This window comes from Yinghuangia sp. ASG 101 (assembly GCF_021165735.1).
GTDB lineage: Bacteria > Actinomycetota > Actinomycetes > Streptomycetales > Streptomycetaceae > Yinghuangia.
Genome location: NZ_CP088911.1, coordinates 5,713,354 through 5,738,991 on the forward strand (window position 1 = coordinate 5,713,354; position 25,638 = coordinate 5,738,991).

Sequence of the window (25,638 nt, forward strand, 5' to 3'; positions counted from 1 at the left end):
GAAGCAAATCGTGGGCACCAACACCACGCACATCACGCTGACCGGGAACCTGACCCGCGACCCCGAAGCCGGTTTCACGGCGTCCGGAGTGTTCTTCGCCCGGTTCTCGATCGCGGTCACGCCGCGCAAGTTCGACCAGCAGTCGAACCAGTGGACGGACGGCGAGACGACGTTCTGGGACACGACCGCTTGGCGCACCCTCGGCGAGCACGTTGCCGAGTCGCTGAAAAAGGGCGACCGCGTCATCGCGACCGGCACCGTGCGCACGCACCGGTGGCAGGACAAGGAGACCAACGACGTCCGCTCGCGCGTCGTGCTCGAACTCGACGACGTCGGCCCGTCCCTGACGTGGGCCACCGCGACCTTGAGCAAGGCCACCAGCAACAACGGCCCAGGCCGGACCAACGGCGCCGGACCCTCCGACGACCCGTGGGCGAACAGCCCCGGCGGCGGATGGGAACCCAGCAAGTCCGGTGACGACCAGCCCCCGTTCTGAACACGCCCCGGGGCACCCGAACTCTTCTTGGCGGAAGCGGGTGCCCCGGGTCTCTCACCGCCCCCAAAGGGGCAGACAGGAGACCTCAAGCATGACCCACAGGAAGGCCGCGCGTCGCCCTGTCGACGCGCCGACCGCCGCGAACGACGTTGCCGAGGCCACGCGTCGCCTGAACCACGCGCTCCAGGACGCCGCCGCGAAAGGCGACTGGCCCGTGTCCCCGACCGACGCGTACGACATCGTCGGCGCGCTCACGCTCGCCGTACAGCGACTGCCGTACGCGCTGAATGAGGTGGACGGCATCGCGAGCGAGCCGGACGGCTTGCGCGTCGACGACGGCACCGACCCGGCCATGCACCTGCATCGGGTGTCCAAGGCCCTCGGCGACGCCCTACAGCACGCCGACGCTCTCGCGGACGCGCTGAACGCCGCATGGTCGCTGCTCGGCGTCATCGGTCATGTGTGGGGTGAACGGTGACGCGCCCGCGGCTGTTGGACCTGTTCTGTTGCGCCGGCGGGGCGACCTGCGGCTACCAGCGCGCCGGGTTCCACGTGACCGGCGTCGACATCGCGCCGCAACCGAACTATTGCGGGGACGCGTTCGTCCAGGCGGACGCGATCGAGTACGCAGCCGCGTACGCGCACCGCTTCGATTTCGTCCACGCCTCACCGCCGTGTCAGGACGCGTGTGCGCTGACGAAGGGCACGAACAAGGGCCGCACCTATCCGCGGTTGATCGCCCCGACCCGCGATGTGCTCACCGCGGCCGGGGTGCCATTCGTGATCGAGAACGTCGCCGGCGCCGAACTGCGCAAGGACATGCGGCTGTGCGGGGAGATGTTCGGGCTCGCCGTCATCCGCCACCGCTTCTTCGAAGTGCACCGGCTGACCGTGCCGCAACCGGCGCACCGCCCGCACCGCGGCCGGGTCGCCGGGATGCGGCACGGCGAATGGTTCGAGGGCCCGTACTTCGCCGTTTACGGCGACGGCGGCGGCAAGGGCACCGTCGCCCAATGGCAACAGGCCATGGGCATCGGATGGACCGACGTCCGCCGCGAACTTGCCGAGGCCATCCCGCCCGCCTACACCCATCACATTGGACGCGCTGTCGCGGAGCAATATGCCGCGCGCCCGTTCGCCGCGTGAGGAGGGGCGACGTGACCTCACTTGATTGGCGTGACAGCCGCCATTGGTCGAACCGGGCCGCTCTGTGCGTGCACTGCGGCAGGCAAACCAACCTGCTCGACGACGACCGGCGGCCGTCGCACAAGATGTGCGCGGAAGCGGCGATCGACGACGCGCGCCGGATGCCCGAACCGGTCGCGCACGGCAACCCGTTCAAGGCGGCGGCGTTGGCATGGGCGGCTCGCGGGTGGCACGTGATCCCGCTCGTTCCCGGTGGGAAGGAACCGGTGCTCAAGGGTTGGCAGTACCGGGCAAGCACCGATCTGGAGCTCATCGCCCGTTACTGGGACCGAGCCCCGTACAACATCGGAATTGCGACCGAGCCGAGCGGCCTGGTCGTGGTGGATCTCGACATGCCCAAACACGTCGGGGACAAGCCGAGGAAGGAGCCGTGGGCGAGCCTGAACGTCCGTCACGGCGCCGATGTGCTCGCGGTATTGGCGAAAAACGCGGAACAGCCCTTCCCGGGTGGGACGTTCGCCGTCACTACCCGTTCCGGCGGAACGCACCTGTACTTCCAGGCTCCGGACGGTCCGACGCTTTCGAGCACGGTCGAACGGCTTGGCTGGAAGGTCGACACCCGCGCACGTCGCGGCTACGTCATCGCGGCCGGCAGTGTCGTCGACAACCGCACGTACACCGTGGCGTGCGACATGCCCGTCGCGCCCCTGCCGCTTTGGTTGTTGGGCGCTCTCCGGCCTACTCCGGCCCCGGCGGCCTACCACGCGGTGCCCGAGACGTCGGTACGGGTCGCGTCCGCGTACGCCGCTGCGGCACTGCGGAACGAGAGCCGAGCGGTGGCGACCGCGCCCGAGGGAACCCGCAATGCCGCACTTGTGCGCGCCGGGCGGGCTCTGGGTCGCCTCGTCGTCTCGGGCGACCTTCCGCGCGTCGTGGTGGAAGACGCTCTTAAGCAGGCGGCGTTCGCGGCAGGGCTGCCGGAACGCGAAAGCGTGCCGGCACTCCGGAGCGCTCTCGACTGGTCTATCCGCAACAATCGCAAGGGAGCGGCATGACCGAGTCGCCGAGCCAGCCGCTTAAGAGCGCTCTTCCTCCCGAGCACACCGGACCGCGAGTCGACGGTTCCGCCGTGCTCGATGACGTCGAGGCATTCCATCGTCGCTTCAACGTCTTTCCGCTCGAATCGGCTTACGTGGCAGTCACGTTGTGGGACGCACACGCTCACCTCGTCGACTGCTTCGATGCCACGCCCCGACTTGCGTTCCTCTCGCCCGAACCGGCGAGCGGGAAAAGCCGGGCTCTGGAAATTGTCGAAACGCTCGTTCCCGCGCCGATGGTCGCCGTAAGCGCGAGTGCTGCGGCTCTTTTCCGGTCGGTCGCGGGTGACGTACGGCCGACGGTGCTGTTCGACGAAATCGACACGGTCTTCGGGCCGAAAGCAGGGGAGAACGAGGAATTGCGCGGGTGGCTGAACGCAGGCCACCGCCGGTCCGGCGTGACGTACCGATGCGTCGGAGACGGTTCGAGTCAGAACGTCCAAGCGTTTCCCTCGTATTGCGCGGTCGCGGTGGCCGGGCTCGGATCGCTGCCGGACACGATCCTGACCCGCTCGGTCATCATCCGAATGCGCCGGCGGGCGCCGAATGAGCAGGTGGAACCCTTCCGGCAACGCGTCCACACCGACGAGGGGAACGAGATCCGCAACCGCTTGGCGGCTTGGGCCACGACCGTTCGGGAGCAGGTGGCCAACGCATGGCCGGAGATGCCCGAGGGCATCACGGACCGCCCGGCCGACGTGTGGGAAGCACTGTTGGCCGTTGCGGACGCTGCCGGGGGCGACTGGCCGGAGCGGGCCCGCGCTGCGTGTGTGGAACTGGTCGAAGCTGCCCGGGACGTCAAGGCGTCCAATGGGATTCGGCTGTTGACCGATCTGCGGGACCACGTGTTCCGCGGCGCCGAGCGCATGCCTACGGCGGTCATCCTGGAGCACCTCAACGCCATGGATGACGCGCCGTGGGCGGACCTCAACGGCAAGGCGCTGGACTCGCGCGGGCTTGCGAAGCTCCTCAAGGAGTACGTCACTGCGAGCAACTCGCCCATCGTCGCGCGGAACATCCGCACCAACGCCGGACCCATCGTGAAGGGCTACTACGCGGCCGACCTGCACGACGCCTGGTCGCGCTATTGCCCCCCACCCCTGGAAAGTCCGCTACATCCGCTACAGGCCCCGGAAACCGCGCACTGACCTGCGGAAACCGTGTAGCGGATCGGTCCGCGCGATCCGTTACACGTCCGCTACACCGGGGCGATTACCGCTACAGGCGCACCCGGCGATGTAGCGGCTGTATCCGCTACATCAGACCCCATCCGCTACATCAATCATGGCTCTGACCTGCGATGTAGCGGATGTAGCGGATGTAGCGCACTTCTCAGGGACAGGCCGAGACGACCGCGCGCACGTCGCGACCACGCACAGGAGGAACGAGCGGTGAGCCGCCCGAAGACGTTGAAACTCCCCGAGGTTCTCGACCAGTTGGACATGTCGCGCACCGCGTTCTACCGCATGTGCGCCAAGGGCAAGGGCCCGAAGTTCAAGAAGCTCCCGAACGGTCAGCTCCGCTTCCGTCAGGTCGACATCGACGCCTGGTGGGAGGACTTGGAGGAATGACCGGCTAGACCAAGGAAGCGGTTCATCAGGCCGGGCGCGGTTCGCCGCGTCCGGCCTTTCGCATGAGAGGAATCGAGTTGTTCCAGCCGACATTCAAGGTCCGCATCTGGGCCGTTCGGCAGCGCAAAGACCGGGGGCAGACGAGTGCCGAGGTTCTGTGGAAGGTCGGCGCGAACCGGTGCCAGGAAACGTACGCGACAAAGACGCTTGCGGACGGTCGACGCTCGGATTTGCTCCAGGCGGTCAACCGTGGCGAGCCGTTCGACGAGCTTTCCGGGCTGCCGATGTCCGAGGCTCGGCGCCGTGCCGACATCACGTGGTACGCGCACGCACGGGAGTTCGCGAAGATGAAGTGGCCGAGGAGTTCGGCAACCGCGCGGACCAAGCTTGCGAAAGGGCTCGCCAGCGCATCCGCCGAACTGCTGGCCAAGAAGAATGGCAGTCCCGACACGCGCGAATTGAGCCGGGCCCTGTACGTCTGGGGCTTCAACGTCAGCAGGTGGGACCAGGAACCGCCCGAGGACGTCAAGCGCTGCCTTGACTGGGTCGCGCAGCACTCGTTGCCGATGAGTGCTTTGCAAGACGCCGGCGTCATCCGCGAGTTGCTGACCGTGTTCAGCCTCAAGCTCGACGGAAAGCCTGCCGCGAAGGACACCTTCGAGGGGAAGCGCGCCGTCTTCCGCAACGCCGTCGGCTACGCGATGGAGAAGAACCGGATCACCGAAAACCCCCTTGAGCGCGTGCAGTGGGATCACGCGAGCGGGGCCCGGCAAGTTGAGCCCGCGTGCGTCGTCAACCCGCGTCAGGCGCGCCTGTTGCTCGCACGGGTCTATGCGCAGAGCCGCCGGGGGCGGCATCTCGCGGCGTTCTTCGGGTGCATGTACTTCGCGGGCATGCGAACCGGTGAAGTGATCCGACTCCGGCTCGACGACTGCGAGTTGCCGAAGCACGGATGGGGTGTGCTGAACCTGCGGAAGTCCGGTTCCCGCGTCGGAAAGGCGTGGACCGACAGCGGCAACGCTCACGACGACCGAGGGCTCAAGGCGAGGGATCGCGGCGTCACTCGCCCGGTGCCGATTCCGCCGGCACTCGTCGCGATGCTGCGGTGGCACGTCTACCGCTACGGCACCGCCGCGGACGGCCGTCTCTTCCGCAGCGCCCTCGGCAAGCCAGTGCAGGACAGCGCGTACCGCGCCGAGTGGAACGCGGCGCGCAAAGCCGTACTCACGCCGTCGCAGGTTGATTCCCCGTTGGGGAAGCGCCCGTACGACCTGCGGCACGCCTGCGTGTCGTTCTGGCTCAACTCCGGCGTCGACCCGACCGAGGTCGCCCGTCGCGCCGGCCAGAGCGTCGCCGTGCTGCTCCGTGTCTACGCCAAGTGCTTGGACGGCGCGACGGAGCAGGCCAACGCGCGCATCGAAGCGGGGCTGGGCAGGTGGGAGGCCACGTAGCGGGCCCGACGCCGCCTTCGGAGAGGGTTCTTCGGCGCCCCGAGCCCCAAAGGCTCGGGGCCCGAGACCGCCCCTTCGCGGCACGCGAGGTGACCAGGCCGGGCGACCTGCACGTCGGCGGTGGCCTCAGATGAAGTGAAACCTGCACCCGATGCATGCCCATCCGGGCCTCGGGATCTGACGATGCCGCACAACGGTCAGCGTCGACGGCCGAGCGCGGACCCGTCCCATGACCATTCCGCATCCGCCGCCCCCGGATGCCTAGAGCAAGAGGACTTCCTCCGGCCGTCGTTCGGAAACGATCGCGGCTTGGTTGGCCCTGAGATGTTCGAGGCAAGCGACCAAGTCGCCGTTATGGTCCTCGTTGGCCATGGCTCGCAGCTCGCCGGCCAGCTCGCGGCCGTTGACGAGCGAAATGGGGTACCGATCCTCGACCATCTCCATCTGTGCGGCCTCGGAGAAATAGCCGGTTGTGACGTAGACACCGATCCAGCCCCGCTGAAGTCTGGCCACTATCCGCGCGATCTGCTCCGCACTGATCGACGTCTCCGGGGTCACACACTTCGCCTGCCCCAACACGACGAGACTGGCGCCCGCCGTGCCCCGCCCCACATCGATCCGCCCGATGAAGTCTGCGCCACCGTCACCGGACCGACGGGTCAGCCAACCTTCCCGGTACGACGCCCCGTCGCCGAGGATCCGCCCGGCAACCGCCGACGCCACGGCTTCGAAGTCGTGCTTCCGGTTGTCAAAGAACCGATGGATCGTATGTAGGTCGGCAGCCTGGGGTGACCCGGCTGGCGGTTTCTGATCCTTTATCTTCACTATCCGTGAGCGAGCGACCCGACGTCGGACCCGCGGCAATGCCGCGTGCCCCTTCTCCACCCACTCACGCCACGCCGCCGGCGCCAACTTCAGTGCCGTATCGATGCGGACACTCGGATCCCGCCGAGCCTCGATCCACCGCCAGTCAAGGCAATCGTCCTCGGCTGCAAGGTCGAGCATCGCGAAGTCGTACACGTAGTTCGTGAACGTGTCGCGGTTCTCGCCGGCCCACTGAACCAGACGCTCCGCCCGCTCCACCAACCCGACGCCACAGAACTCGACATGCCCCTTGGGACTGCGGCCACGCCGCACGGCCCGGAACACCAACAGCGGTTCTGCGTAACGGCGTACGTCCGCGGTCGGCGCCCGATGGCGTTCGAACGCCCTCAACAGCGCACCATTGCCCTTGGTCTGCCCGACGGACACACCAAGCCCCGGCTTGTGGTCCCCGAAGTACCGGACGTGCCCGACCTCCAGGCTGAACACGTCATGCCACGGCGTCTGCTCGCTGCCGGCCTTCCACGGACTCGACCGAATCAACACCGCCGCGCGACGCGGACCGTCAACCGCAGGCACCTCAGCGATGCTGTTGATACCCGACTCCAGAAGCACCCGCTTCCGCCCCGGCGTGTCCGTCACGTGCCAGAAGTTCCGGAACCCATCCACATCCGGCGGTACTGCGTCCTTGCCCGACGCATACCGAAAGACGTCTCCCACGCGCAGTAACCCCGTCAACGACACGTCCTCCCCGTACCGACGCCTGCACCGACAACGTGATGAAGGATCCCAGGTGGCCGAGTGCGCGCCATCTCCGGTCTTGCAGTGAAGGCCTGGAACGGCGCATGCCAACGCGCGTATCGAAGCGGGTCTGGGCAGGTGGGAGGCCACGTAGCGGGCCCGGTGTTGCCCAACGGATGCCCAACGCACACTGAACAACGTGCGGTTCAAGCTGGGACAAGGTGGAACAAGCCGGGCTTTCAGGATCTGAGGGTGGCAAGCGCGAAGTCGCCGCAAGATGAGCTGAATCAGCAGGTCGGAGCCGGGTAGTCGGTGCCGCGAGCCACCAAAAGGCTCGGGGCCCGAGACCGCCCCCCGGTCTCGGGCCCCGCCTTCCCGTGCCCGCTCCCCACGGCTGCACGGGCCCACCCCCCAGTGGGTCTTCGATGTGTTTGACTCGCGGGCCCCCCGGAGGGTTGTGCGGTTCGGATTCTTTTTCTGGAATTTCTGAGGAGGGGGACGCGAGGGGTGTTCGTTGCGCCGGGCGGGTGAGGGCGAATGGGGGCAAATGGTGATTTTTTGGGCCGATGTGCGGAGTGCTACTCAGGGCGGGTGAGCGGTGCGGGTGCGGCTACTCGGGTCGGCTTCTGAGTACTTGTACGGATACCCGGCGTTCGCCCGACCGGCAGAGTGTTCCGGGACGGGGGCCGCGAGGCCCGCGGGAAGCGGTTCGTGTGCGGGGGTGCCGAGCCGGGGAACGCGGGAGGCGCGGGCAAAAAGGGGGGCAACGGGGAACGGGTGGCCCGGGTCGACGCTTACGGGGGAGCGCCGAGCCGGGCCACCGCGGGGGACGCGTGCGGGGTGAGGCACGCGGGACCGCATCGGCACCGCCGGCACGGGGCGGCGGTTCGGGTGCTGTCGGTGCCACCGTCACGGGGGCGGTGGTGACGACGAAGCGGGCCCGGCCATCACGGGGGATGGTCGGGCCCGCTTGTCCGTTCGCGGGCGGTCGGGCCGCTCAGAGCAGCGACCGCAGCGCTTCGTCGGTCCGGGCGACGACGGCGCGGCCCTCGCCGGTGGTGACGATCGGGCGCTGGATCAGGGCGGGGGTGGCCGCCAGTGCGGTGATCCACCGGTCGCGGTCGTCGGGCGTCCGGCCCCAGTCGGCCATGCCGAGGTCCTTGGCGGGCTGGTCGCCGGTGCGTGTGATGTCCCACGGCTCCAGGCCCAGTCGGCCGAGCACTTCCCGGATCTCGTCGGCGCTCGGCGAATCCTCGAGGTAGCGCCGCACGGTGTACTCGACGCCCGCCTCGTCAAGGAAGGCGACGGCCGTACGGCTCTTCGAACAACGCGGGTTGTGCCAGATCTCCATGGCGGCAGCTTAGGCAGGCCCGGGCGGTCCGTGCGTCGGGGGCGCGGGGAGTGCGTACGGGCGGGCGGTGTCAGTGGGCCCTGCGACCGTGGATGTCGAGGCACCCCGTATTCGAACGGAGATCGAAAACGCCTGGAGAACGGCAAGAGTGGCGACTCGCTCCTTATGGCGTTGACGCCACCGATGTCACGGGGTTTACTGGCATCAATGTTCGAACTTGAGTTCGATCAACGGGGGAGTCGACCGAAGGCTCGGGTTCGTCCGGCGGAAACCGTCCCCGGCCGAAGGTGCGAGGGGAAGCGCATCTTCGGCCGGGGCACCGCAAGAAGGAGAGGCCATGGCACGTCGTCACATCGACCCGGTGGAGGTAGCGCGCAGCGGAGGGGAGCCGGCGCGGTTCCTGTGGCACGACAAGCTCTACGTCGTCCGCGACATCCTCGACCACTGGGTCGAGAACGAGGAGTGGTGGCACACCGCCGGCCGGGCGGGCGGGGCCGGCGGCGGCGAGGCGAGCCGCGCCGCACGCGGTTCCGCGGAGGACGCCTCCGGGGGCAACACGGCCGGCACCGCCCTGCTCGCCGCGGAGCGCGAGGTGTGGCGTGTCGAGGCGGCGGCCGGGCGCAGTGCGCCCATGGGCGTTTTCGAACTGAGGCTCGACGCCCACGGTTCGTGGACCCTCGCCCGGTCCCTGGACTGAGGGCGGTGACGACGATGACCGCGGAATCCGCCGTCGAGCCGCCTCCCGACGATGAGCCGGGGCACACCGGATACGACCGCGGCCGTGCCGCCCGCCTCCGAAGGCCGCCGCCCCCGGCCGGACGCGAGGTGTGGGACGCACCGCGGCAGCCGGTGCCCCGCGCGCCCGTGCGCTGGACCACCGCGCCGCCCGGCGCGCTCGACCTCCTCACCCATGCCCGCCGTACGCTCGCGGAGGCCGCCGAGGCGACCGCGCCCAACGAGCGCTATGCCGCCGCCCACCTCGCGGCGCTGCGGACAACCGCCGCGGTCCTGGCCGCCCGGGCCCGGCCCGAGGAGGAGAAGCCGGGGCGCCGCCGCCCGCCGCGCAGCGCGTGGCACCTGTTGCCCCAAGTCGCTCCCGAACTCACCGAATGGGCCGGATACTTCGCGAGCGGCGCGAACAAGCGCGCGCGTGCCGAGGCCGGGCTGCCCAACGCCGCCACCGCCCGTGAGGCGGACGATCTGGTACGCGACGTCGACGTGTTCATGCGCCTCGTCGTCCGGCTGCTCGGCCTGCCGGCGCTGACGGTGGTGCCGCCCCAAGAGCACTGACCAACCGGCAACGCCCACCGGTCCGCGCCGCCACCGCGCCGTGCACCGGAAGGCCGCGCCGGACCCGCCGCACCACCCGTACGAACAGCCGCGCCGCCTCCGTGCCGGCCTCGACCCCACGAGCACCGCATGACCCCTCCGTTCACCCACCTGCACGTCGCCTCGGGGTATTCGATGCGGTACGGCGTGTCCCACCCCCACACCCTCGTCGAGCGCGCCGCCGAGGAGGGGATGGACGCCCTCGCCCTCACCGACCGCGACGGTGTCTACGGCGCCGTCGCGTTCGTGAAGGCCTGTACGAAGGCCGGGATCAGCCCGATCCTCGGCGCCGACCTGGCTCTTGCCCCCGAACCCGGGGGATCCCGCGCGCGGCGCGACCCGGGTACCCGGGGCAGGCCCGGCGCGCCGGACGCCGACCGCAAAACCCCCGCCCGCGGCGGCGCGTTCGTCGACCCGCGCCACCCCCGCGTCACGGTCCTCGCCCGGGGCCGCAGCGGCTGGGCGGCCCTGTGCCGCCTGGTCAGCGACGCACACCGCCGGGGCCGCGAAACCCGCGAGCGCGACGCGGGGCCGCGCCACATCCCCGCCTGCACGCACGCCTCACTCGCCGAACACGCCGCCCTCGGCGACCTGGTGGTCCTCCTCGGCCCCGACTCCGACGTCGGCCGCGCCGTCGCCGACCGCAGCACCGACCGCGCCGCACGCCTGCTGCGCGCCCACCACGCCGCGCTGCCGCCCGGGGCGCTGTACGTCGAACTGGTCAGCCACCTCGGGCAACCCGACGGCCCGCTCTCGACCGCCCGTGCCGCGCGCATGCTCGCGCTGGCCGACGGCCACGGTGTCCCGGCCGTCCTCACCAACGCCGTGCGGTACGCCGACCGCGACGACGCTCCCGTCGCCGACGTGCTCGACGCCGTGCGCCGCCTCGTCCCGCTCGGGCACCGCCACCTGGACCGGGTCGGCAGCGAGGGCCACCTCAAGTCGTCGCTCGACATGGTCCGGATCGCCGCCGAGATCACCCTCGCCGCCGACCGGGGCACCGCCGGCGCGCTGCTCGCCCGTACCCGCGCCCTCGCCGACTCCCTCGTCCTCGATCCCCGCGAAGACCTCGGCATGGGGCGCGTGTTCTACCCCGAACCCGAGATCGTCGGGGTCCGCGCCGGTGAGGCCGCCGCCGAGCTGCGCGCCCGCTGCGAGGCCGGCCTCGGCCTGCGCGGCATCGCGCCGACCACACGAGCCCTGACCCGCCTCGACGACGAACTCGCCCTGATCGGACGCCTCGGACTGCCGTCGTACTTCCTGACCGTCGCGGGCGTCGTCGACCTGATCCGCGAGATGGGCGTGCGCTGCGCGGCGCGCGGCTCGGGCGCGGGCAGCCTGGTCAACCACCTGATCGGCATCTCCGGCGTGGACCCGATGCGGTACGGCCTGATCATGGAGCGCTTCGTCTCCGACCGCCGCTCCGCCCTGCCGGACATCGACGTCGACGTCGAATCGGCCCGCCGCACCGATGTGTACGAGCGCATCCTGGAGAAGTTCGGTGCCGAGCGCTGCGCGATGGTGTCGATGACGGAGACGTACCGCGCCCGCCACGCGATCCGCGACGTCGGCGCCGCCCTCGGCCTGCCGCCCGGCGAGATCGACACGGTGGCCAAGGCGTTCCCGCACATCCGCGCCCGCGACGTCCGCGCCGCGCTGCGCGATCTGCCCGAGTTGCGCGCGTCCGGCATCACCGAGGCCGGCTTCGGCACCCTGCTCACTCTCGCCGAGCGGCTCGACCGGCTGCCGCGGCACTTGGCCCTGCATCCGTGCGGAGTCCTGCTGTCCGACGTCAGCCTGCTCGACCGCACGCCGGTGGAGGCCAGCGCGCAGGACTTCCCGATGAGTCAGTTCGGCAAGGACGACGTCGAAGACCTCGGGCTGCTCAAGCTGGACGTCCTGGGCGTGCGCATGCAGTCCGCGATGGCCCACGCGCTCGACGAGATCGAGCGCACCGGAGGCGGGCGCGTCGACCTGGACGCGGTGCCGTTCGACGACTCCGCGACCTTCGACCTCATCCGCTCCACGCGCACCCTCGGCTGCTTCCAGATCGAGTCCCCCGGACAGCGGGAACTGGTCGGCAAGTTCGCCCCCGAGACGTTCGAAGACCTCATCGTGGACATCTCGCTGTTCCGGCCCGGCCCGGTCAAGAGCGACATGGTCACGCCGTTCCTCAACGCCCGCCAGGGCTGGGCCGCGCCCGACGTCATCCACCGCGACCTGTGGCCCGCGCTCGCCGAGACCGAGGGCGTCGTGGTCTTCCACGAGCAGGTGATCCGCGTCATCGCCACGATGACCGGCTGCGACTTCGCCCGCGCCGACGTGGCCCGGCGCGCCCTCGGCTCGGTCGACGGGCAGACCGCGATCCGCGACTGGTTCTGCGTCGAGGCGGACGCGCGCGGGTACGACCGCGCGACGGTCGAGCGGGTGTGGGACGTCCTCAAGGCCTTCGCGTCGTTCGGGTTCTGCAAGGCGCACGCGGCGGCGTTCGCGGTGCCGACGTACCAGTCCGCGTGGCTCAAGGCCCATCACACCGCCGCCTTCACCGCCGGGGTGCTGACCCACGACCCGGGGATGTACCCCAAACGCCTGATCCTCGACGACGCACGGCAGTTCGGGGTCCCGGTGCTCGGCGTCGACGTCAATGTCTCGGACCCCGTCTACCGGGTCGAGGACGCCGGCGGCCGGCCCGGAATCCGCATCGCGCTCGCCGAGGTCAAGGGCATCAGCGAGGCCGAGGTCGAACGCGTCGTCCAGGCACGGCCGTTCACGTCCCTCGCCGACTTCTGGCACCGCACCGGCGTGTCCCGCCCGGTGGTCGAACGCCTCATCCTGGTCGGCGCGTTCGACTCCGTGCACGGTACGGGCGGCGCCCCGGGAGACAGCGGAGGCGCCCTCACCCGCCGTGACCTCCTCCTGCAACTGACCGACCTGGACCGCTACGGCCGCGAAGTCGCCCCCGCCAAGGGCCGGAACGCCTCGCGGTCGACCACCCAGCTCGCCTTCGGCCTCGCCGGCAACGAGGCCCCCGAGACCACCGGCCTGCCCGAGATGACCTCCGCCGAGCGCGTCCGCGCCGAGCTGGAGATCCTCGGCATGGACGCGGACCGCCATGTCGTCGGTTTCTACGACGACTTCCTCGACGCGATCGGCGTCACCCGGTCCCGCGACCTGCTGGACCGCCGGGCCCGCAGCGAACTCCTCGTCGCCGGCGTCAAAGTGGCCACCCAGACCCCGCCGGTGCGCTCCGGCCGCCGCGTCGTCTTCCTCACCCTCGACGACGCCACCGGCCCGGTCGACGCGACGTTCTTCGAGGACGCGCAAGGCCCGTACGCCGCGACGCTGTTCCACTCCTGGATGCTGGTCGTCCGGGGCGTGCTGCGGCGCACCGGGCCGCGCGGGGTCTCCCTGCGCGCGACCGGCTGCTGGGAGTTGGGCGCGCTCCACGAGGCCTGGTGCGAAGGCGGCGTCGACGCCGTCCACGCCCTCATGGCCGGCGCCCCCGGTCCCGCCACCGAGGACGCCGTGGAGGGCGCCGCCGCGAGCCGGTCCACCCGGCCGGTGATGCACCGCGTCCTGATGCACGCCAGCGGGTTCAAGGTCTCCCCGTACGCCGACCTCCGCCCGCCCGGCACACCGACCAAGGACGCACCGCGCAAGCTGTGGCACAGCAGCCCGGGGAGTTCGGGATGACACCGCCCCGCAATCCCCGGCCCGGCTCCGGCCCCTCCGCGACGGCGATGCCGTCGGGGGCGACCGCGCGGCGCGGGCGCGAGGCCTTCGGCGAGATCCGCCGCACCTTCCCCCGCGTGCCGCACCGGGCGCCCCGCGACCCGTTCACCGCCTCGCCGCGGCGCTTCGGCGGGCCCGGCCGGCCACACGCCCCGGCACGGCCACGGACCGCCCCGGCCCCTCTCGCCGCCCGGGGTGCGCGCCCCGCTCCGGGGCTAGGCTGGGCTTCCAGGCACACGACAGGAGGCCTCCCTTGTCCGACCGGATGCGGCGCCGCAGCTCGATGCGTACCGCCGTGGTGTGGCAGGTGCTGCGCGACGCGCTCGAGAGACGTGTTGCGGCCGAGGGGCGAAGCGTCCTCGATGTGCTGGACACCGGAGGCGGCACCGGCAACTTCGCCGTGCCGATCGCCCGCCTCGGGCACCGCGTCACCGTCGTCGACCCCAGCCCGGACGCGCTGGCCGCGCTGGAGCGGCGGGCCGCGGAGGCCGGGGTCACCGACCTGGTCGCGGCACGCCAGGGCGACGTCCAGAGCCTCTTCGACGTCGTCGACCGCGGCGCCGCGGACGCCGTGCTGTGCCACGGCGTCCTGGAACTCGTCGACGAGCCCGACGACGCGCTGGGCACCGTGGCCGCCGCGTTGCGCGACGGCGGGACGCTCAGCCTGCTCGCGGCCAACCGCACCGGCGCGGTGTTGGCGCGGGCCCTGGCCGGGCACTTCGCGGAGGCCGCCGAGGCCCTCGCCGACCCCACGGCACTGCCGCGCCGGTTCACGGTCGACGAACTCACCGCGCTGCTCGCCAAGGTCGGCCTGCGCCCCGGCGCCGTGCACGCCGTGCGGGTCTTCGCCGACCTGGTCCCCGGCGTGCTCGTCGACGACCCCGCGTCGTTCGACGCCCTCCTCGACCTGGAGAAGGCCGCCGCCGAACTCCCCGAGTACCGTTCGCTCGCGACCCAGGTCCACCTGCTCGCCGCCAAGTGACCCCACCGGGCGAAGCGGTCACCCCGCCCGCCCGGCGGATCCGCCGCGGACCCCCGTCCCCGCGGGCTCCGCGCACCGCCTCCGCACACCGAACCCGCCGGCACCGGGCGGGGCGACCCCTGCCCCGGCCGACACCCGCGGCACCCCGGAGGCCCCGGCACCGAAGCCCTCCCCGCGGGAGGCCCGCCCGTGAGCGATCCCCCCGCGGTCCCCACCGTGATGCACGTCGACATGGACGCCTTCTACGCGTCCGTCGAGATCCGCCGCCGTCCCGAACTCGCCGGACGTCCCGTCGTCGTCGGGGCGCTGGGCGCGCGCGGCGTGGTGCTGTCGGCGACGCACGACGTCCGCGCGTACGGCGTGCACGCGGGCCAGCCGGTCGGCCGGGCCCGCAGGCTCTGCCCGGACGCCGTCTTCCTGCCGCCCGACCACGACGAGTACGCCCGTGTCTCCGCCGGGGTGATGGAGCTATTGCGCTCGGTCACCCCCGCCGTCGAACCCCTGTCCCTGGACGAGGCGTTCCTCGATCTCGGCGGAGCGCTGCGCCGCCTCGGCACCGACCCGGTCCGGGTCGGCGAGACGATCCGGGCCCGTGTCGCGGACGAGCAGGGCATCACCTGTTCGGTGGGGATCGCGGGCACCAAGTTCGTCGCCAAACTCGCCGGGGCGAGCGTCAAACCGGACGGTTTGCGGGTGGTCCGCGACGACGAGGCGGTCGCGTTCCTGCATCCGCTGTCGGTCGGGCGGCTGTGGGGGGTGGGCGAGCGCACCGAGGCCGTGCTGACCCGGCTGGGACTGCACACCGTGGGTGATATCGCCCACATCCCCGCGGCCACGCTGTGCCGCGCGCTCGGCGACGCCGCGGGACGCCGGCTGCACGCTCTCGCGTGGGGGCACGACGACCGCCCGGTGATCCCGTCCGAACCGGAGCGCAGCATGGGCGCGGAGGAGACCTTCCCCGCCGACGTCGACGACCCCGAGGTGGTGCGCCGCGCGCTCCTGCGCCTGGCGTCCCGTACCGGGGCCCGCCTGCGTGCCGCCGGGCTGGCCGGGCGGACCGTCTCGATCAAGGTGCGCTTTTCCGACTTCACCACGCTGACCAGGGCGAAAACCCTTCGTGAGGCGACCGATGTGGGCCGGGAGATCTACGCGACGGCCTGTGCGCTGCACGCGGGCCTCCGCCTGGAGCGCGCCCGGCTGCGGCTCGTCGGCGTCCGTGTGGAACACCTCGTCGAAGGCGACCGCCCCCGGCAGTTGGCGCTCGGTGAACGGGCCGAGGGCTGGGCCGAGGTCGAACGCGCGACCGATGCCGTGCATGACCGTTTCGGCGGGCGTGCGCTCGCCCCGGCCAGCCTGCTCGGCGGCCGTCGGCCCCCGGGGCGGAGGCCCGGTCCGGGAACCCGGGGGTGATCCCGGGCGTCAGCCCTGTGGGACGGCGCGGAGCCGCATATCATCGGGGTATGTGACCGACGTCAGTGCGCCGGTCGCCGCACCCTCCCTCCCGCCGCGCGCTCTTGTCGATGACATGACCGCGTCAAGGGCAGGGAATGCATGGGAAAAGTGGGGAACCCGTCGTCGACGGTGACGCCACTCGCGGCCAGGAGTCGACAAGGCGCCAGATCTCGCCGGGTCGTCTTTCGCGGGTGGCTTTCACGATGGCGGTTCGCTGCCTATCCTGAAAGGGCCGCACCGGTCGCCTCGCGGCCGACGAAGGAGGACGCCGTGCCGCTCTCAGAGCACGAGCAGCGCTTGCTCGAGCAGATGGAGCGAGCGCTGTACGCCGAAGACCCCAAGTTCGCGACAGCGCTCGAAGGTGCCGGCATGCGCACGCATACCCGGCGTCGGACAGGCTGGGCGATCGCCGGATTCGTCGTCGGCCTCGTTCTGCTCATGACCGGTGTCATGCTGCAGGCCGTGTGGATCAGCGTCGCGGGCTTCCTGCTGATGCTGACCGGCGCCGTGCTGGTCGTCACCGGATGGCGCCGTGCCCCGGCCCAGTCGGCGGGCGAAGCCGGCGGCCAGGCCCGCGGCGGGCGTGCTCCACGTCGGCGCCGCGCCAAGATGATGACGCGTATCGAAGACCGCTGGAAGCGCCGCCGCGACGAGCAAGGCGGCTGACCCGACAGGCACACACGACGGACCGGCACCCGCCCCGGGTGCCGGTCCGTCGTTCGTCGAAGGTCATCCGCACCCACCGACGCACCGGAAGGCGCCGCCGAGGCCGCGTCGTACGGGACTTCGCGCGGGAGGGCGCGGGGCGCCGGTGAGAAATGCCCGGGCCGCGGTGGCATGGGGCGCGCGAGCGCTCTCACACCGGTTCCTCGGCCGTCACGCGCCGGAGGTGCCGAAACGGGCCGCCGCCCCCCGCCCTCGCCCGGCCCTCGCAGTGGGTCAGTTGGTTCTGGTGTTGTCCAAGTGGTGGCCGAGGTACCCGATGTGGATGCGCCCGGTGTTGCCCGCCGCGTCGTCGTGGAAGTGCATGCGCGGGGCCGGATTGCCGATGCCGCGCAGTTTGATGTGGGCCTCCATGAACACGCTTTGCTCCGAGGCGACTTCGGACGGCACGGGAAACGTGCGGGCCTTACGGAACTTCGCCCGTCCGGCGACGGCGTCGGACTCCTTCATGGCGAACTTCTTCGGCGACAGCGCGTACGCCCCGTGCGGCGGGTTGCGGCACCAGTCGTGGAAGCCCCCGCGGAAGGTGTGGGCGGAACGCGCCGACGCGTACGCGTTCAGCGCCCGCAACGCGTCCCACGCCGCACCCGCCCAGACCCGCACGTGCCCGGTCTCGGCCTTGTCGAGCGTCGCCGCACCGGAATCGAGGGAGTCCGGAAGGCTCACATGCGACAGTTCGACACGCGCCCGCAGCAGGACGTCGGCCAGGCAGTCGGGCGCCCAGACGTCGTCGTACGCGGTCTCCCCGCCCTCGCCGCCGCAGGACTGCGCGAGCAGCCCGTCGAGGCGGCGGTTGCGGTCCTCGACCCGGCGTGCTTCCTCCGCCAACTCCTCATATTGGAGAACGAGGAGGTCGTAGTCGTACCGGAGCCGGTCCAACTCGGCGGTCAGCGCCTCGGTCTCCGCCTCGCGCTCGGGCGTGGTGCCGAACCGCTCGAACCGGTCGGCGATCCGCCGCAGTTCCCCCACGAGCCGGGCGAACGAACGCTGCGCTTCCACGACATCCGTCAGTCGGCCCACGACCAGCCGGGCCACCTCGTCGGCCCACGCGGCGGGCGGCACCGCGAGCGGGGGAGCGGGTGCCTGCGGCACCGCCGGAACATCCCGCGGTTCCGCCGCCCCGACCGGCGCCGTCGGCGGCGCGGCGACCGGAACACCGTTCGCGGCCGGAGCCGTCGGCGCGTCGGCGGCGTCCGGGCGCTCCCCGCCGGCCTCGGCACCGACCGGGGCGTCGGCGGCGGAAGTGCCGGGCGGACCCGCCGGTTTCGGCCGGAGGCCGACCGCTCCGGGAACCAGTGCCGTCGGCAGCGGGATCGGCCCGGGCGTCGGCGGCGGCACGGGGGTCGGCACGGGCCGGGGGCGTATCGACGTCGGCCGCGCGTTCACGTCGCACCAGTCGAGGCCCCGGTCGAGCACCAGCGGGACCACGCGCAGCCCGCGCCGGACGTCCGGAGGCAGCGGCCTGCGTACCGCGTCCCCCGTCACACCGGTGACGACCACGTCCAGCGCCCGCGCGCCCGACTCCCGCAAGGCCGCGCCGCTGCGCACCGGATGCCGGTGGGGGTAGTCCTCCGCCCGGGGGTCGAGCGGGGCCATGTAGGTGCGCAACGCGCCCCCGTAGACCGCGAATCCGTCTCCCAGCACGTCATTGAGTCGGTTTTGCGACGATTTGTCGCACAGGCGCGCCACCAGGGCGGTCCCCGCCGTGCGCCGCGCGAGATCCGCGGCGTGCCGCGCCGGGAGCGACGGCTCGCGCTCGTCGACGCTCAGCACGATCACCGGGACGCGGCGCCGGGGATCCAGCAGGTACGCGACAAGCTCGTCCACCTGCTCGCCGTCGACATCGACCGGCGTGGTCTCCAGGGGTATCGCGCCGTCGAACGCCCGTTCGGCGTCGAGGAGTCCCGAGATGACCTCCACCGCCCGCCCCGGGTCACCCCGGGCACCCTCGCGCCCATCCGCCGCCGGCGTGTCCACCGCGATCACCGCCCACGCCGTCGACCCCGACGACGCGGGCCCCCAGATCGCCGTCAACCGGGTGTCGTCCGCCGCGTCGGTGACGGTGTAGCGCCCGCAGGACGGGCCGTCGTGCAGCACGGCACGGGCCCCGCCGCCGTCGGCCTCACACCGTAAGGAACCGTCGTCGGCCAGCCCCCACACCGACGCGACGCTGCGCCGGAGCGCCCGCCCAAGGTGCTCGCCGGAACCCTGCAACACGGCTTGGTAGACGCGGCCCACGACTCATCCCCCCGATGTGAGGCTGGCGTTTCCGCCTTCATGGTCACCGTACGGGGATCCCGCGCCTGCGGTCGGTGACTTTGCCAATCACAGCCGCTGTCGCCCGCACCCGGGCGAAAAAGGGCAGGGTGCGGCTGATCACGACTAAGCGGACTATGCCTCGGAACCTACCCCTCGCCGGGGGCCGCCATCGGCTCCCGGCCGCTGCGCAGTTTGTCCAGCGGCCCCGACTCCGGGCGCCGGAACGCGGACGCCGGCAGCACCGCGGCCCGGAAACGCGCCCCGCCGCCGACCGACGCGAGCAGCGCGGCCCGTACCACGCGCACGTCCTCGGCCAGGCCGATCGTGCGCTGCGGGGCCTCGGGCGCGTACATCACCTGTTCCGCCGCCAACGCGATGCGCGGCAGCGCCTCGTCGGCCGAGGCGTGGTGCGTGCCCCCGGGCCCGTCGCCGACAGTACCCGACGCCGCGTCGGCGCCCACCGCGCCGAGCAGACGCGCCGTCAACTGCCGCGGCGTCTCCGACTCCTGGGTACGTATGCCCAGGTCGCGAGCGGTGTCCAGCACCTCCTGCCAGGCGCCCAGCACGGCGTCGCCCGGATCCCGGCCGCCGCTGTCCACCGCGAAATCCCGGCTCAGCGCCGTGAGTCTGCGCCGTCGTACGCGCTGGCGCAGCAGCATCGGCCCGGCCAGCAGCAGCGCCACCGCCGCGGCGATCCCGACCCCGATCAGCAGACCCGACAACCACGTGTCGTCACCGCCCCCGCCGGCCGCCGCGGCCTCCGACGGCGTCGGCGACGCGCACGCCTCGCCGGCACACGCCTGCGACTCGGTGGGTGTCGGCGCCGCGGACGTCTCGGTCGGCGCCGCGGTCGGCGCCTGGCTCGTCGCGACCGGCATCGGCGCGGTCTCGGTGTAGCCCGGGCTGGTGCCGCGCGCCGGGGTCGGCTCGAACCGGACCCACCCGGTGCCGACGAAGTACAGCTCCGGCCAGGCGTGCGCGTCGTGGCTGCCCACCTGGTACGTGTTGTTCCCGATCGGCTCGCCCGGGACGAACCCGACCGCGACCCGGCTCGGGATGCCGATCATGCGGGCCATCACCGCCATCGCCGACGCGAACTGCTCGCAGTAGCCGGTCTTGTGTTCCATGAAGTCCTCCAGCGCGGAGGCCCCGTTCCCCTTCGGCACCTTCGTGTCATAGGTGAACTCGCTGGAGGTGAACCAGTTCTGGAGCATGACGGCCTTGTCGAACATGCTCGTCGCGCCGGCGGTCTTCTCGTCCACGATCGGCTGGAACGCCTGCCGCAGCCCGGCGGGCACATAGCGGTAGCCGTTCATGTCCGGCGCCGCGGCGTTCGCCGCGCGCAACTGCTCGTCCGTGGGATTGATGTCCAGACTCGTCACCGTGTATTTGAGCCCGGACACCGTCTGGCCGCCGTCGCCCAGCACCAGGCGGCCTTCGTGCGAGTAACGCCAATTGCCCCGGGCGTCGACCACGGACGCGGCGTACGGCAGCGGCAGCGAGCCCTGCCGGTAGTTCTTCTCGACGGAAATGCTCGTCTTGACCTCGTCCCGCCGGATCTCGGAGGTGAGCCCCTGCGGTGTCGGCAGCGGCCGGGAGACGTCGGTGAGGTTCTGCTCGGACGGCTGCCACGAGTTCCCGTCGAACCGGTCGAGCGCGGCGATGCGCAGGTACAGCCCCATCGGGTCGTCCGCGTCGGTCTGGTACGTCAGCAGGTCGACGTTCTCCGGACGGTTCAGCTCGTTCTGCAGGTTGACGACCGGGTTGATCGTGGTGATGCGGTCCGAGCCGCCCGACTTGTGGTCGTCCGCGAGCCGGTTCGCGGTCATCGGCACGGCCGCGGGGATGGCGACCGCGACCGCGAGCGTGGCCAGGCCGATGCGCCCGCCGCCGCGCCCCCACGGCCGGGGTCCCGGCCCGCCGGCACCGCCGCGCCCGCCGGGCGGCACCAGCGGTCGCCCCCAGCGCAGCAGGCGTTCGCGGCCCTCCGCGAGCAGCAGGATGACGTACGCCAGCCCGGACAGCAGGAACACCGCCCAGCCCAGACCGGATTCGGCGAGTGCGGCGGGCACGCTGTAGAGCGCGAGCAGCGGCAGCCCGGCGGGCGCGGCCTGGGCGTAGGTCACCGCGATCACGTCGACCATGACCGCGACGACGGCCACCACCGTCACCAGGATCGCGGCGATCCCGTCCGTCGCGGGCACCGGCGGCGCGAAGTTCTGCACATCGCTGCCTCCCGCGTCGAGCAGGTCGGCGTACGCCCGCACCGCGCCCGGCGTCGGGAACGGCCCCGACACGTCCGGCACCAGCACCAGCAGCATGTACGGCACCAGCACGGTCAGCTGGATCGGCCCGATCAGCGGACGCGGCACCGACAGCCGCCGCACCAGCTCACCCGTCAGCGCGACCACCGCGACCGCCCCGAGGGCCTGCGCGATCCACGCGCCTCGATGCACCAGGGGCAGCAGCGAGGACGCCGTCAGCGACGTCGCGATCGCGGCGGCGACCGCCATGCGCAGTCGGCCCGTCATCTCCCGAACTCCGATCCGGACAAGGTTCCGCCGAGCGGGGCGGTGTACGGCGAGGCGTTCGACGACCGGCCCGCACCCCGCCACAAATCGGGCAGCCGCGTCGTCGCGGACGCGGACAGCACGCGCCAGCCCGCCTGCCGCAGCAGGCCGACCGCCGTGTCGTGCGGCAGCACCCCGGGAACCCGAGCGGAGTCCCACGCCGCGGTGTTCAGGACGATCGCCAGCCCCCGGCCGGCCGTACCGCGCGAGCGGGCGAGGCGCCGCGTGTCGTCCTCGGTGAGGTTCGCCAGGACCGCCACGGCCATGCCCTCGGCACCCGGCCGGCGCAGTGCCAGCTCGGCGCCGTCGAGCGACTCGGCCGTCCCGGTCTCGACCACCGCGAGCGCGTCGAGCAGGAAACTCTCGGTCTCGGCGGGCGCCACCCGCAGGTTCTCGGGCGTGCCCGCGAGCTGCCGGCCGTCCGCCGCGATCAGGTGGGTGGTGTAACCGCGCCGGCACAGGTGCACGCCCACCGACGCGGCGGCCGACACCGCCCACTCGAACGACGACGAGGGGCCCTCGCCGCGGTGCGCGGTCGGCCGCGTGTCGAGCAGCAGCGTCGCCTGGTTCTGCCACGACTGCTCCTCGCGGCGCACCATCAGCTCGCCGCGCCGCGCGGTCGAACGCCAGTGCACGCGCCGCACGTCGTCGCCGTGCCGGTACTCGCGCGGGACGACGTCCTCTTCGCCGGCCGCGGCCAGGCTGCGCGCGTTGCCGTCGCCGTACCCGGTCCACTCCCCGCCCAGGTCCACGGCCGGCAGCTGCTGCACGACCGGGGTCACCACCAGGAGGTCGCGGGCCGCGAACGACCGGGTCAGCTCGCACATCCCGAACGGGTCGGCCAGCCGCAGCCGCAGCGGCCCCACCGTGAACTTGCCGCGCAGGTCGGACCGTACGCGGTAGGCCACCTGCCGGTGCCCGTGCGGTTCGATCCGGTCCAGCACGAAGCGCGGACGCGAGCCCAACACGTACGGCACGTGGTCCTCGAGCATCAGCAGCCCGGTCGGGATGCGCGAGACGTTGTCGACGCGCAGCCGAACCTGCGCCTCGGCGCCCGCCGCGACCCGCCCCGGCTCCAACAGCCGCGTGCTGGTCACCAGATGCCGGGTGCGCGCGACGACCAGCACCGCCACGAGCGGCATCGCCGCGAGGAGGAACCCCACGCGCAGGAGATCGCGCTGCCCCAGGACGACGGCGCACATGGCCGCGGCGATGCCCGCCGCGAGGAAGGAGCGTCCCCGGGTGGTCAGTCCGGACAGTGCGGTCCGCATGTCAGCGCGCCGGACCGTGGCCGTTGTTGTGGAGCCGGCCGCCCGGGGCACCGCCGTATTGGGCTCCCTGCGCCCCCGGGTACGGCTTCGGATGCTGGTGGGTCTGCTGCGTCTGCTGCGTCTGCGGCGCCTGCTGCGCCTGCTGCGTCGTGTACGCGCCCATCGCCGGCTGCCCGTACCCGGAGGTCGGCTGCCGCGCGGGATGCGGCGGCGGGTTCTGCGCCCCCGGCACCGGGACGGTGCGCAGGATCTCCAGGACCACCTGCTCGACCGACCGCCGCGACATCTGCGCCTCGGCCGTCGGCAGGAGCCGGTGCGCGAGTACCGGGACCGCGAGCGCCTGCATGTCGTCGGGGAGCACATAGGTGCGGTTGTCGAGCGCCGCCGCCGCCTTGGCCGCCCGGACCAGCTGGAGCGTGGCGCGGGGCGACGCGCCGAGGCGCAGGTCGGGGGAGCGGCGCGTGGCGTTGACCAGGTCGACCGCGTACCGCGCGACCCCCGGCGAGACGTGCACCTCGCGGACCGCCTCGATCAGCTTGACGATGTCGCGGGCGTCGGCCACCGGGTCGAGGTCGTCCAGCGGCGAACCCGCGCCGTGCACGCCGAGCATCTCCAACTCGGCCTCCGTGGACGGGTAGCCCATCGACACGCGAACCATGAAGCGGTCGCGCTGCGCCTCGGGCAGCGGGTACGTGCCCTCCATCTCCACGGGGTTCTGCGTGGCGATCACCATGAACGGCGTCTGGAGCTCGTACGTCGTGCCGTCCACCGTGACCTGGCGCTCGGCCATGCTCTCCAGCAGCGCCGACTGGGTCTTCGGCGACGCGCGGTTGATCTCGTCGCCGACGACGATGTTCGCGAAGATCGCACCCGGCTTGAACTCGAACTCGCGCCGCTCCTGGTCGTACACGCTGACCCCGGTGATGTCCGAAGGCAGCAGGTCCGGGGTGAACTGCACGCGCCGGACCGAGCAGTCGACCGAGCGGGCCAGGGACTTCGCGAGCATCGTCTTGCCGACCCCCGGCACGTCCTCGACCAGCAGGTGCCCTTCGGCGAGCAGCACGGTCAGGGCCAGCCGCACCACCTCGGGCTTGCCTTCGATCACGCTCTCCATGGCCCCGCGGATGCGTGCGGCGATGGCCGCCAGCTCCCCCCGGCCGGCCTGATCGTTGAACGTCGACACCCGTGCCCTCCCTGCCCCATGACGCCCCGAACGTTGGACGGGGCCACAAGGCCGATTGTCACAGGTGATCGGCCGTCCGTGTCACGCACCGGAGTGATCGTTTTCGGTCGGCCGACCGACTGTGGGACCGGGCCTCGGGGGTTAGGAGTCGGAACCGGTGCCGTTCGGTTGCAGATCCGTGTCGCCGGGATGCGCCGGGACCTCGCGCAACAGCCCCGTGGCCACGTCGTACACGAACCCGCGCACGTTGTCCGCGCACACCAGGAACGGCGACATGCGCACCCGGTTCATCGACTGCCGGATGTCGCTGTCCAGATCGGCGAACGCCTCCACGGCCCACTGCGGGCGGACCCCGGTGTCCAGTTCCAACTCGTGCCGGAAATCCTCGGTGACGGTGAGCATGCCGCAGCCCGTGTGGTGGATCAGGACGACGGCCTGGGTGCCCAGGTGGCGCTGGCTGATGGTCAGCGAGCGGATCACGTCGTCGGTGACCACACCGCCGGCGTTGCGGATGATGTGGATGTCGCCGAGTTCCAGCCCCAGGAGCTCGTGGATGTCCAGTCGTGCGTCCATGCAGGTGACGACGGTCACCCGCCGGACCGGTCGGGCGGACATCCCGGGGTCGGTGTAGGTCGACGCGTAGTGGGCGTTCTTCGCCACCAAGTCGTCGACGACCTCGTGGAATCGCCGCTTGGAGTCGGTGTTCCTGGACGGAGCTCCGGAGTCGGTCATGTCATGAAGTTAGCGAGTCGGTGTTTCGTTCGACGCACAGACCCCTCGCGTACGCGAAACCGTCGCGTGAACATCCGGCGAGGTCTCCGTACACCGGGGGGCGCGCGTGGTGCCCCCGCGCGCCCTCCACCTCCCGGGCACCGCCCCGACCTGCGATTTTGTTGCGCGTGGGGGGCGTGTGACGCGTCCGAAGAGGGTTGACCGTGGGGTTTGGTGGAGTAGAGTGGCGGGAAATGGGGCGGAGGACATCAACTCTGGACGACGCGGAGGTGCCTGTGTTTCTGGGCACCTACGAGCCCCGGCTGGACGAGAAGGGTCGGCTGATCCTTCCCGCGAAGTTCCGTGACGAATTGGCGGAGGGCCTAGTGATCACCAAGGGGCAGGAGCGCTGCCTCTGTGTGTGGCCCCTCGGTGAATTCGCCCGGATCACCGAGCAGTTGCGTGCCGCCCCGCCGGCCTCCAAGGCCCGCCGGGACTACATGCGGGTGTTCTTCGCGGGCGCCTCCGACGAGGTGCCCGACAAACAGGGCCGCGTCCTGGTCCCGCCCGCGCTGCGCGCGTACGCGGGCCTCGGCCGCGACTGCGTCGTGATCGGAGCCGGCGCCCGGATGGAGATCTGGGACGCCGAGGCGTGGCGGGTCTACCTGGCCGACCGGGAGGACTCCTTCGCCGAGTTGTCCGAGGAGGTGCTGTCCTGACGGACGTGCCGTGAGGTCTCCACCCGCTCCGA

Annotated in this window: 21 protein-coding genes; 14 read left to right on the forward strand and 7 right to left on the reverse strand. The window is 71.7% G+C overall.

Features of this window, described 5'->3' with window-relative positions; all coding sequences use genetic code 11:
- The first annotated feature begins 10 nt into the window (after positions 1 to 10).
- From ssb to LO772_RS24550, 7 genes are all read left to right on the forward strand, one after another.
- Entirely contained in the window at positions 11 to 496 is a 486-nt protein-coding gene (gene ssb, locus LO772_RS24520) for a single-stranded DNA-binding protein (RefSeq protein WP_231774193.1), read from the forward strand.
- 91 nt (positions 497 to 587) lie between these two features.
- Entirely contained in the window at positions 588 to 974 is a 387-nt protein-coding gene (locus LO772_RS24525) for a hypothetical protein (protein WP_231774194.1), read from the forward strand.
- Positions 971 to 1,642: a DNA methylase gene (locus LO772_RS24530; RefSeq protein WP_231774195.1), complete on the forward strand. Its 672-nt coding sequence runs from the start codon at positions 971 to 973 to the stop codon at positions 1,640 to 1,642. Before LO772_RS24525 ends, LO772_RS24530 begins: the two co-directional genes overlap by 4 nt.
- Positions 1,639 to 2,697: a bifunctional DNA primase/polymerase gene (locus tag LO772_RS24535; protein WP_231774196.1), complete on the forward strand. Its 1,059-nt coding sequence runs from the start codon at positions 1,639 to 1,641 to the stop codon at positions 2,695 to 2,697. The genes LO772_RS24530 and LO772_RS24535 overlap by 4 nt, the downstream gene beginning before the upstream one ends.
- Entirely contained in the window at positions 2,694 to 3,887 is a 1,194-nt protein-coding gene (locus LO772_RS24540) for a DUF3631 domain-containing protein (RefSeq protein WP_231774197.1), read from the forward strand. The genes LO772_RS24535 and LO772_RS24540 overlap by 4 nt, the downstream gene beginning before the upstream one ends.
- 243 nt (positions 3,888 to 4,130) lie before the next feature.
- Positions 4,131 to 4,310: a helix-turn-helix transcriptional regulator gene (locus LO772_RS24545; protein WP_231774198.1), complete on the forward strand. Its 180-nt coding sequence runs from the start codon at positions 4,131 to 4,133 to the stop codon at positions 4,308 to 4,310.
- A 77-nt stretch (positions 4,311 to 4,387) separates the two neighbouring features.
- A complete protein-coding gene (locus tag LO772_RS24550; protein ID WP_231774199.1) occupies positions 4,388 to 5,761 on the forward strand; it encodes a tyrosine-type recombinase/integrase in 1,374 nt (457 codons plus the stop codon).
- A gap of 261 nt (positions 5,762 to 6,022) precedes the next feature.
- Here LO772_RS24550 and LO772_RS24555 read toward each other — a convergent pair whose 3' ends face one another.
- A complete protein-coding gene (locus LO772_RS24555; protein ID WP_231774200.1) occupies positions 6,023 to 7,303 on the reverse strand; it encodes a restriction endonuclease in 1,281 nt (426 codons plus the stop codon).
- Positions 7,304 to 8,321: 1,018 nt separating this feature from the next.
- Positions 8,322 to 8,675 carry an arsenate reductase family protein gene (locus tag LO772_RS24560; RefSeq protein ID WP_231774201.1) on the reverse strand — a complete coding sequence of 118 codons (354 nt, stop codon included), beginning with the start codon at positions 8,673 to 8,675 and terminating at the stop codon, positions 8,322 to 8,324.
- Between the two features lie 337 nt (positions 8,676 to 9,012).
- Between LO772_RS24560 and LO772_RS24565 the strand changes: the two genes are divergently transcribed.
- The 6 genes from LO772_RS24565 (at position 9,013) to LO772_RS24590 (ending at position 16,836) form a co-directional block, all read left to right on the forward strand.
- Positions 9,013 to 9,372, forward strand: coding sequence for a DUF6504 family protein (locus LO772_RS24565; RefSeq protein WP_231774202.1), 360 nt, complete (start codon positions 9,013 to 9,015; stop codon positions 9,370 to 9,372).
- Positions 9,373 to 9,386: 14 nt separating this feature from the next.
- Positions 9,387 to 9,965 (forward strand): SAV_6107 family HEPN domain-containing protein, encoded by a 579-nt coding sequence (locus tag LO772_RS24570; protein WP_231774203.1) that lies wholly within the window; start codon positions 9,387 to 9,389, stop codon positions 9,963 to 9,965.
- Between the two features lie 129 nt (positions 9,966 to 10,094).
- Complete coding sequence (locus LO772_RS24575; protein ID WP_231774204.1) at positions 10,095 to 13,697, forward strand: DNA polymerase III subunit alpha; 3,603 nt, start codon at positions 10,095 to 10,097, stop codon at positions 13,695 to 13,697.
- A 292-nt stretch (positions 13,698 to 13,989) separates the two neighbouring features.
- On the forward strand, positions 13,990 to 14,718 hold the full coding sequence (locus LO772_RS24580; protein WP_231774205.1) for a methyltransferase domain-containing protein: 729 nt from the start codon (positions 13,990 to 13,992) through the stop codon (positions 14,716 to 14,718).
- A 189-nt stretch (positions 14,719 to 14,907) separates the two neighbouring features.
- Positions 14,908 to 16,128, forward strand: a complete 1,221-nt coding sequence (dinB, locus tag LO772_RS24585) for a DNA polymerase IV (protein ID WP_231774206.1) — start codon at positions 14,908 to 14,910, stop codon at positions 16,126 to 16,128.
- Positions 16,129 to 16,440: 312 nt separating this feature from the next.
- Positions 16,441 to 16,836: a DUF3040 domain-containing protein gene (locus tag LO772_RS24590; RefSeq protein ID WP_231774207.1), complete on the forward strand. Its 396-nt coding sequence runs from the start codon at positions 16,441 to 16,443 to the stop codon at positions 16,834 to 16,836.
- Positions 16,837 to 17,109: 273 nt separating this feature from the next.
- Here the strand turns inward: LO772_RS24590 and LO772_RS24595 are convergent, their stop codons facing one another.
- From LO772_RS24595 to LO772_RS24615, 5 genes are all read right to left on the reverse strand, one after another.
- Positions 17,110 to 19,131, reverse strand: coding sequence for a hypothetical protein (locus LO772_RS24595; RefSeq protein ID WP_231774208.1), 2,022 nt, complete (start codon positions 19,129 to 19,131; stop codon positions 17,110 to 17,112).
- Between the two features lie 167 nt (positions 19,132 to 19,298).
- Positions 19,299 to 21,683 (reverse strand): transglutaminase TgpA family protein, encoded by a 2,385-nt coding sequence (locus LO772_RS24600; RefSeq protein WP_231774209.1) that lies wholly within the window; start codon positions 21,681 to 21,683, stop codon positions 19,299 to 19,301.
- A complete protein-coding gene (locus tag LO772_RS24605; RefSeq protein ID WP_231774210.1) occupies positions 21,680 to 22,993 on the reverse strand; it encodes a DUF58 domain-containing protein in 1,314 nt (437 codons plus the stop codon). Before LO772_RS24605 ends, LO772_RS24600 begins: the two co-directional genes overlap by 4 nt.
- 1 nt (position 22,994) lies before the next feature.
- Positions 22,995 to 24,176 carry an AAA family ATPase gene (locus LO772_RS24610; RefSeq protein ID WP_231774211.1) on the reverse strand — a complete coding sequence of 394 codons (1,182 nt, stop codon included), beginning with the start codon at positions 24,174 to 24,176 and terminating at the stop codon, positions 22,995 to 22,997.
- 141 nt (positions 24,177 to 24,317) lie between these two features.
- Positions 24,318 to 24,908 (reverse strand): beta-class carbonic anhydrase, encoded by a 591-nt coding sequence (locus LO772_RS24615; RefSeq protein WP_231774212.1) that lies wholly within the window; start codon positions 24,906 to 24,908, stop codon positions 24,318 to 24,320.
- Between the two features lie 275 nt (positions 24,909 to 25,183).
- On the opposite strand from LO772_RS24615, the gene mraZ reads away from it, so the two are divergent.
- Positions 25,184 to 25,606, forward strand: a complete 423-nt coding sequence (gene mraZ / locus LO772_RS24620; RefSeq protein WP_231774213.1) for a division/cell wall cluster transcriptional repressor MraZ — start codon at positions 25,184 to 25,186, stop codon at positions 25,604 to 25,606.
- Positions 25,607 to 25,638: the final 32 nt, after the last annotated feature.

Coding starts and splice junctions, on each gene's coding strand:
- LO772_RS24525 (WP_231774194.1), top strand. CDS start 588: ATGACCCACAGGAAGGCCGCGCGTCGCCCTGTCGACGCGCCGACCGCC.
- LO772_RS24540 (WP_231774197.1), top strand. CDS start 2,694: ATGACCGAGTCGCCGAGCCAGCCGCTTAAGAGCGCTCTTCCTCCCGAG.
- LO772_RS24560 (WP_231774201.1), bottom strand. CDS start 8,675: ATGGAGATCTGGCACAACCCGCGTTGTTCGAAGAGCCGTACGGCCGTC.
- LO772_RS24565 (WP_231774202.1), top strand. CDS start 9,013: ATGGCACGTCGTCACATCGACCCGGTGGAGGTAGCGCGCAGCGGAGGG.
- LO772_RS24570 (WP_231774203.1), top strand. CDS start 9,387: ATGACCGCGGAATCCGCCGTCGAGCCGCCTCCCGACGATGAGCCGGGG.
- LO772_RS24575 (WP_231774204.1), top strand. CDS start 10,095: ATGACCCCTCCGTTCACCCACCTGCACGTCGCCTCGGGGTATTCGATG.
- LO772_RS24600 (WP_231774209.1), bottom strand. CDS start 21,683: ATGACGGGCCGACTGCGCATGGCGGTCGCCGCCGCGATCGCGACGTCG.
- LO772_RS24605 (WP_231774210.1), bottom strand. CDS start 22,993: ATGCGGACCGCACTGTCCGGACTGACCACCCGGGGACGCTCCTTCCTC.
- LO772_RS24615 (WP_231774212.1), bottom strand. CDS start 24,908: ATGACCGACTCCGGAGCTCCGTCCAGGAACACCGACTCCAAGCGGCGA.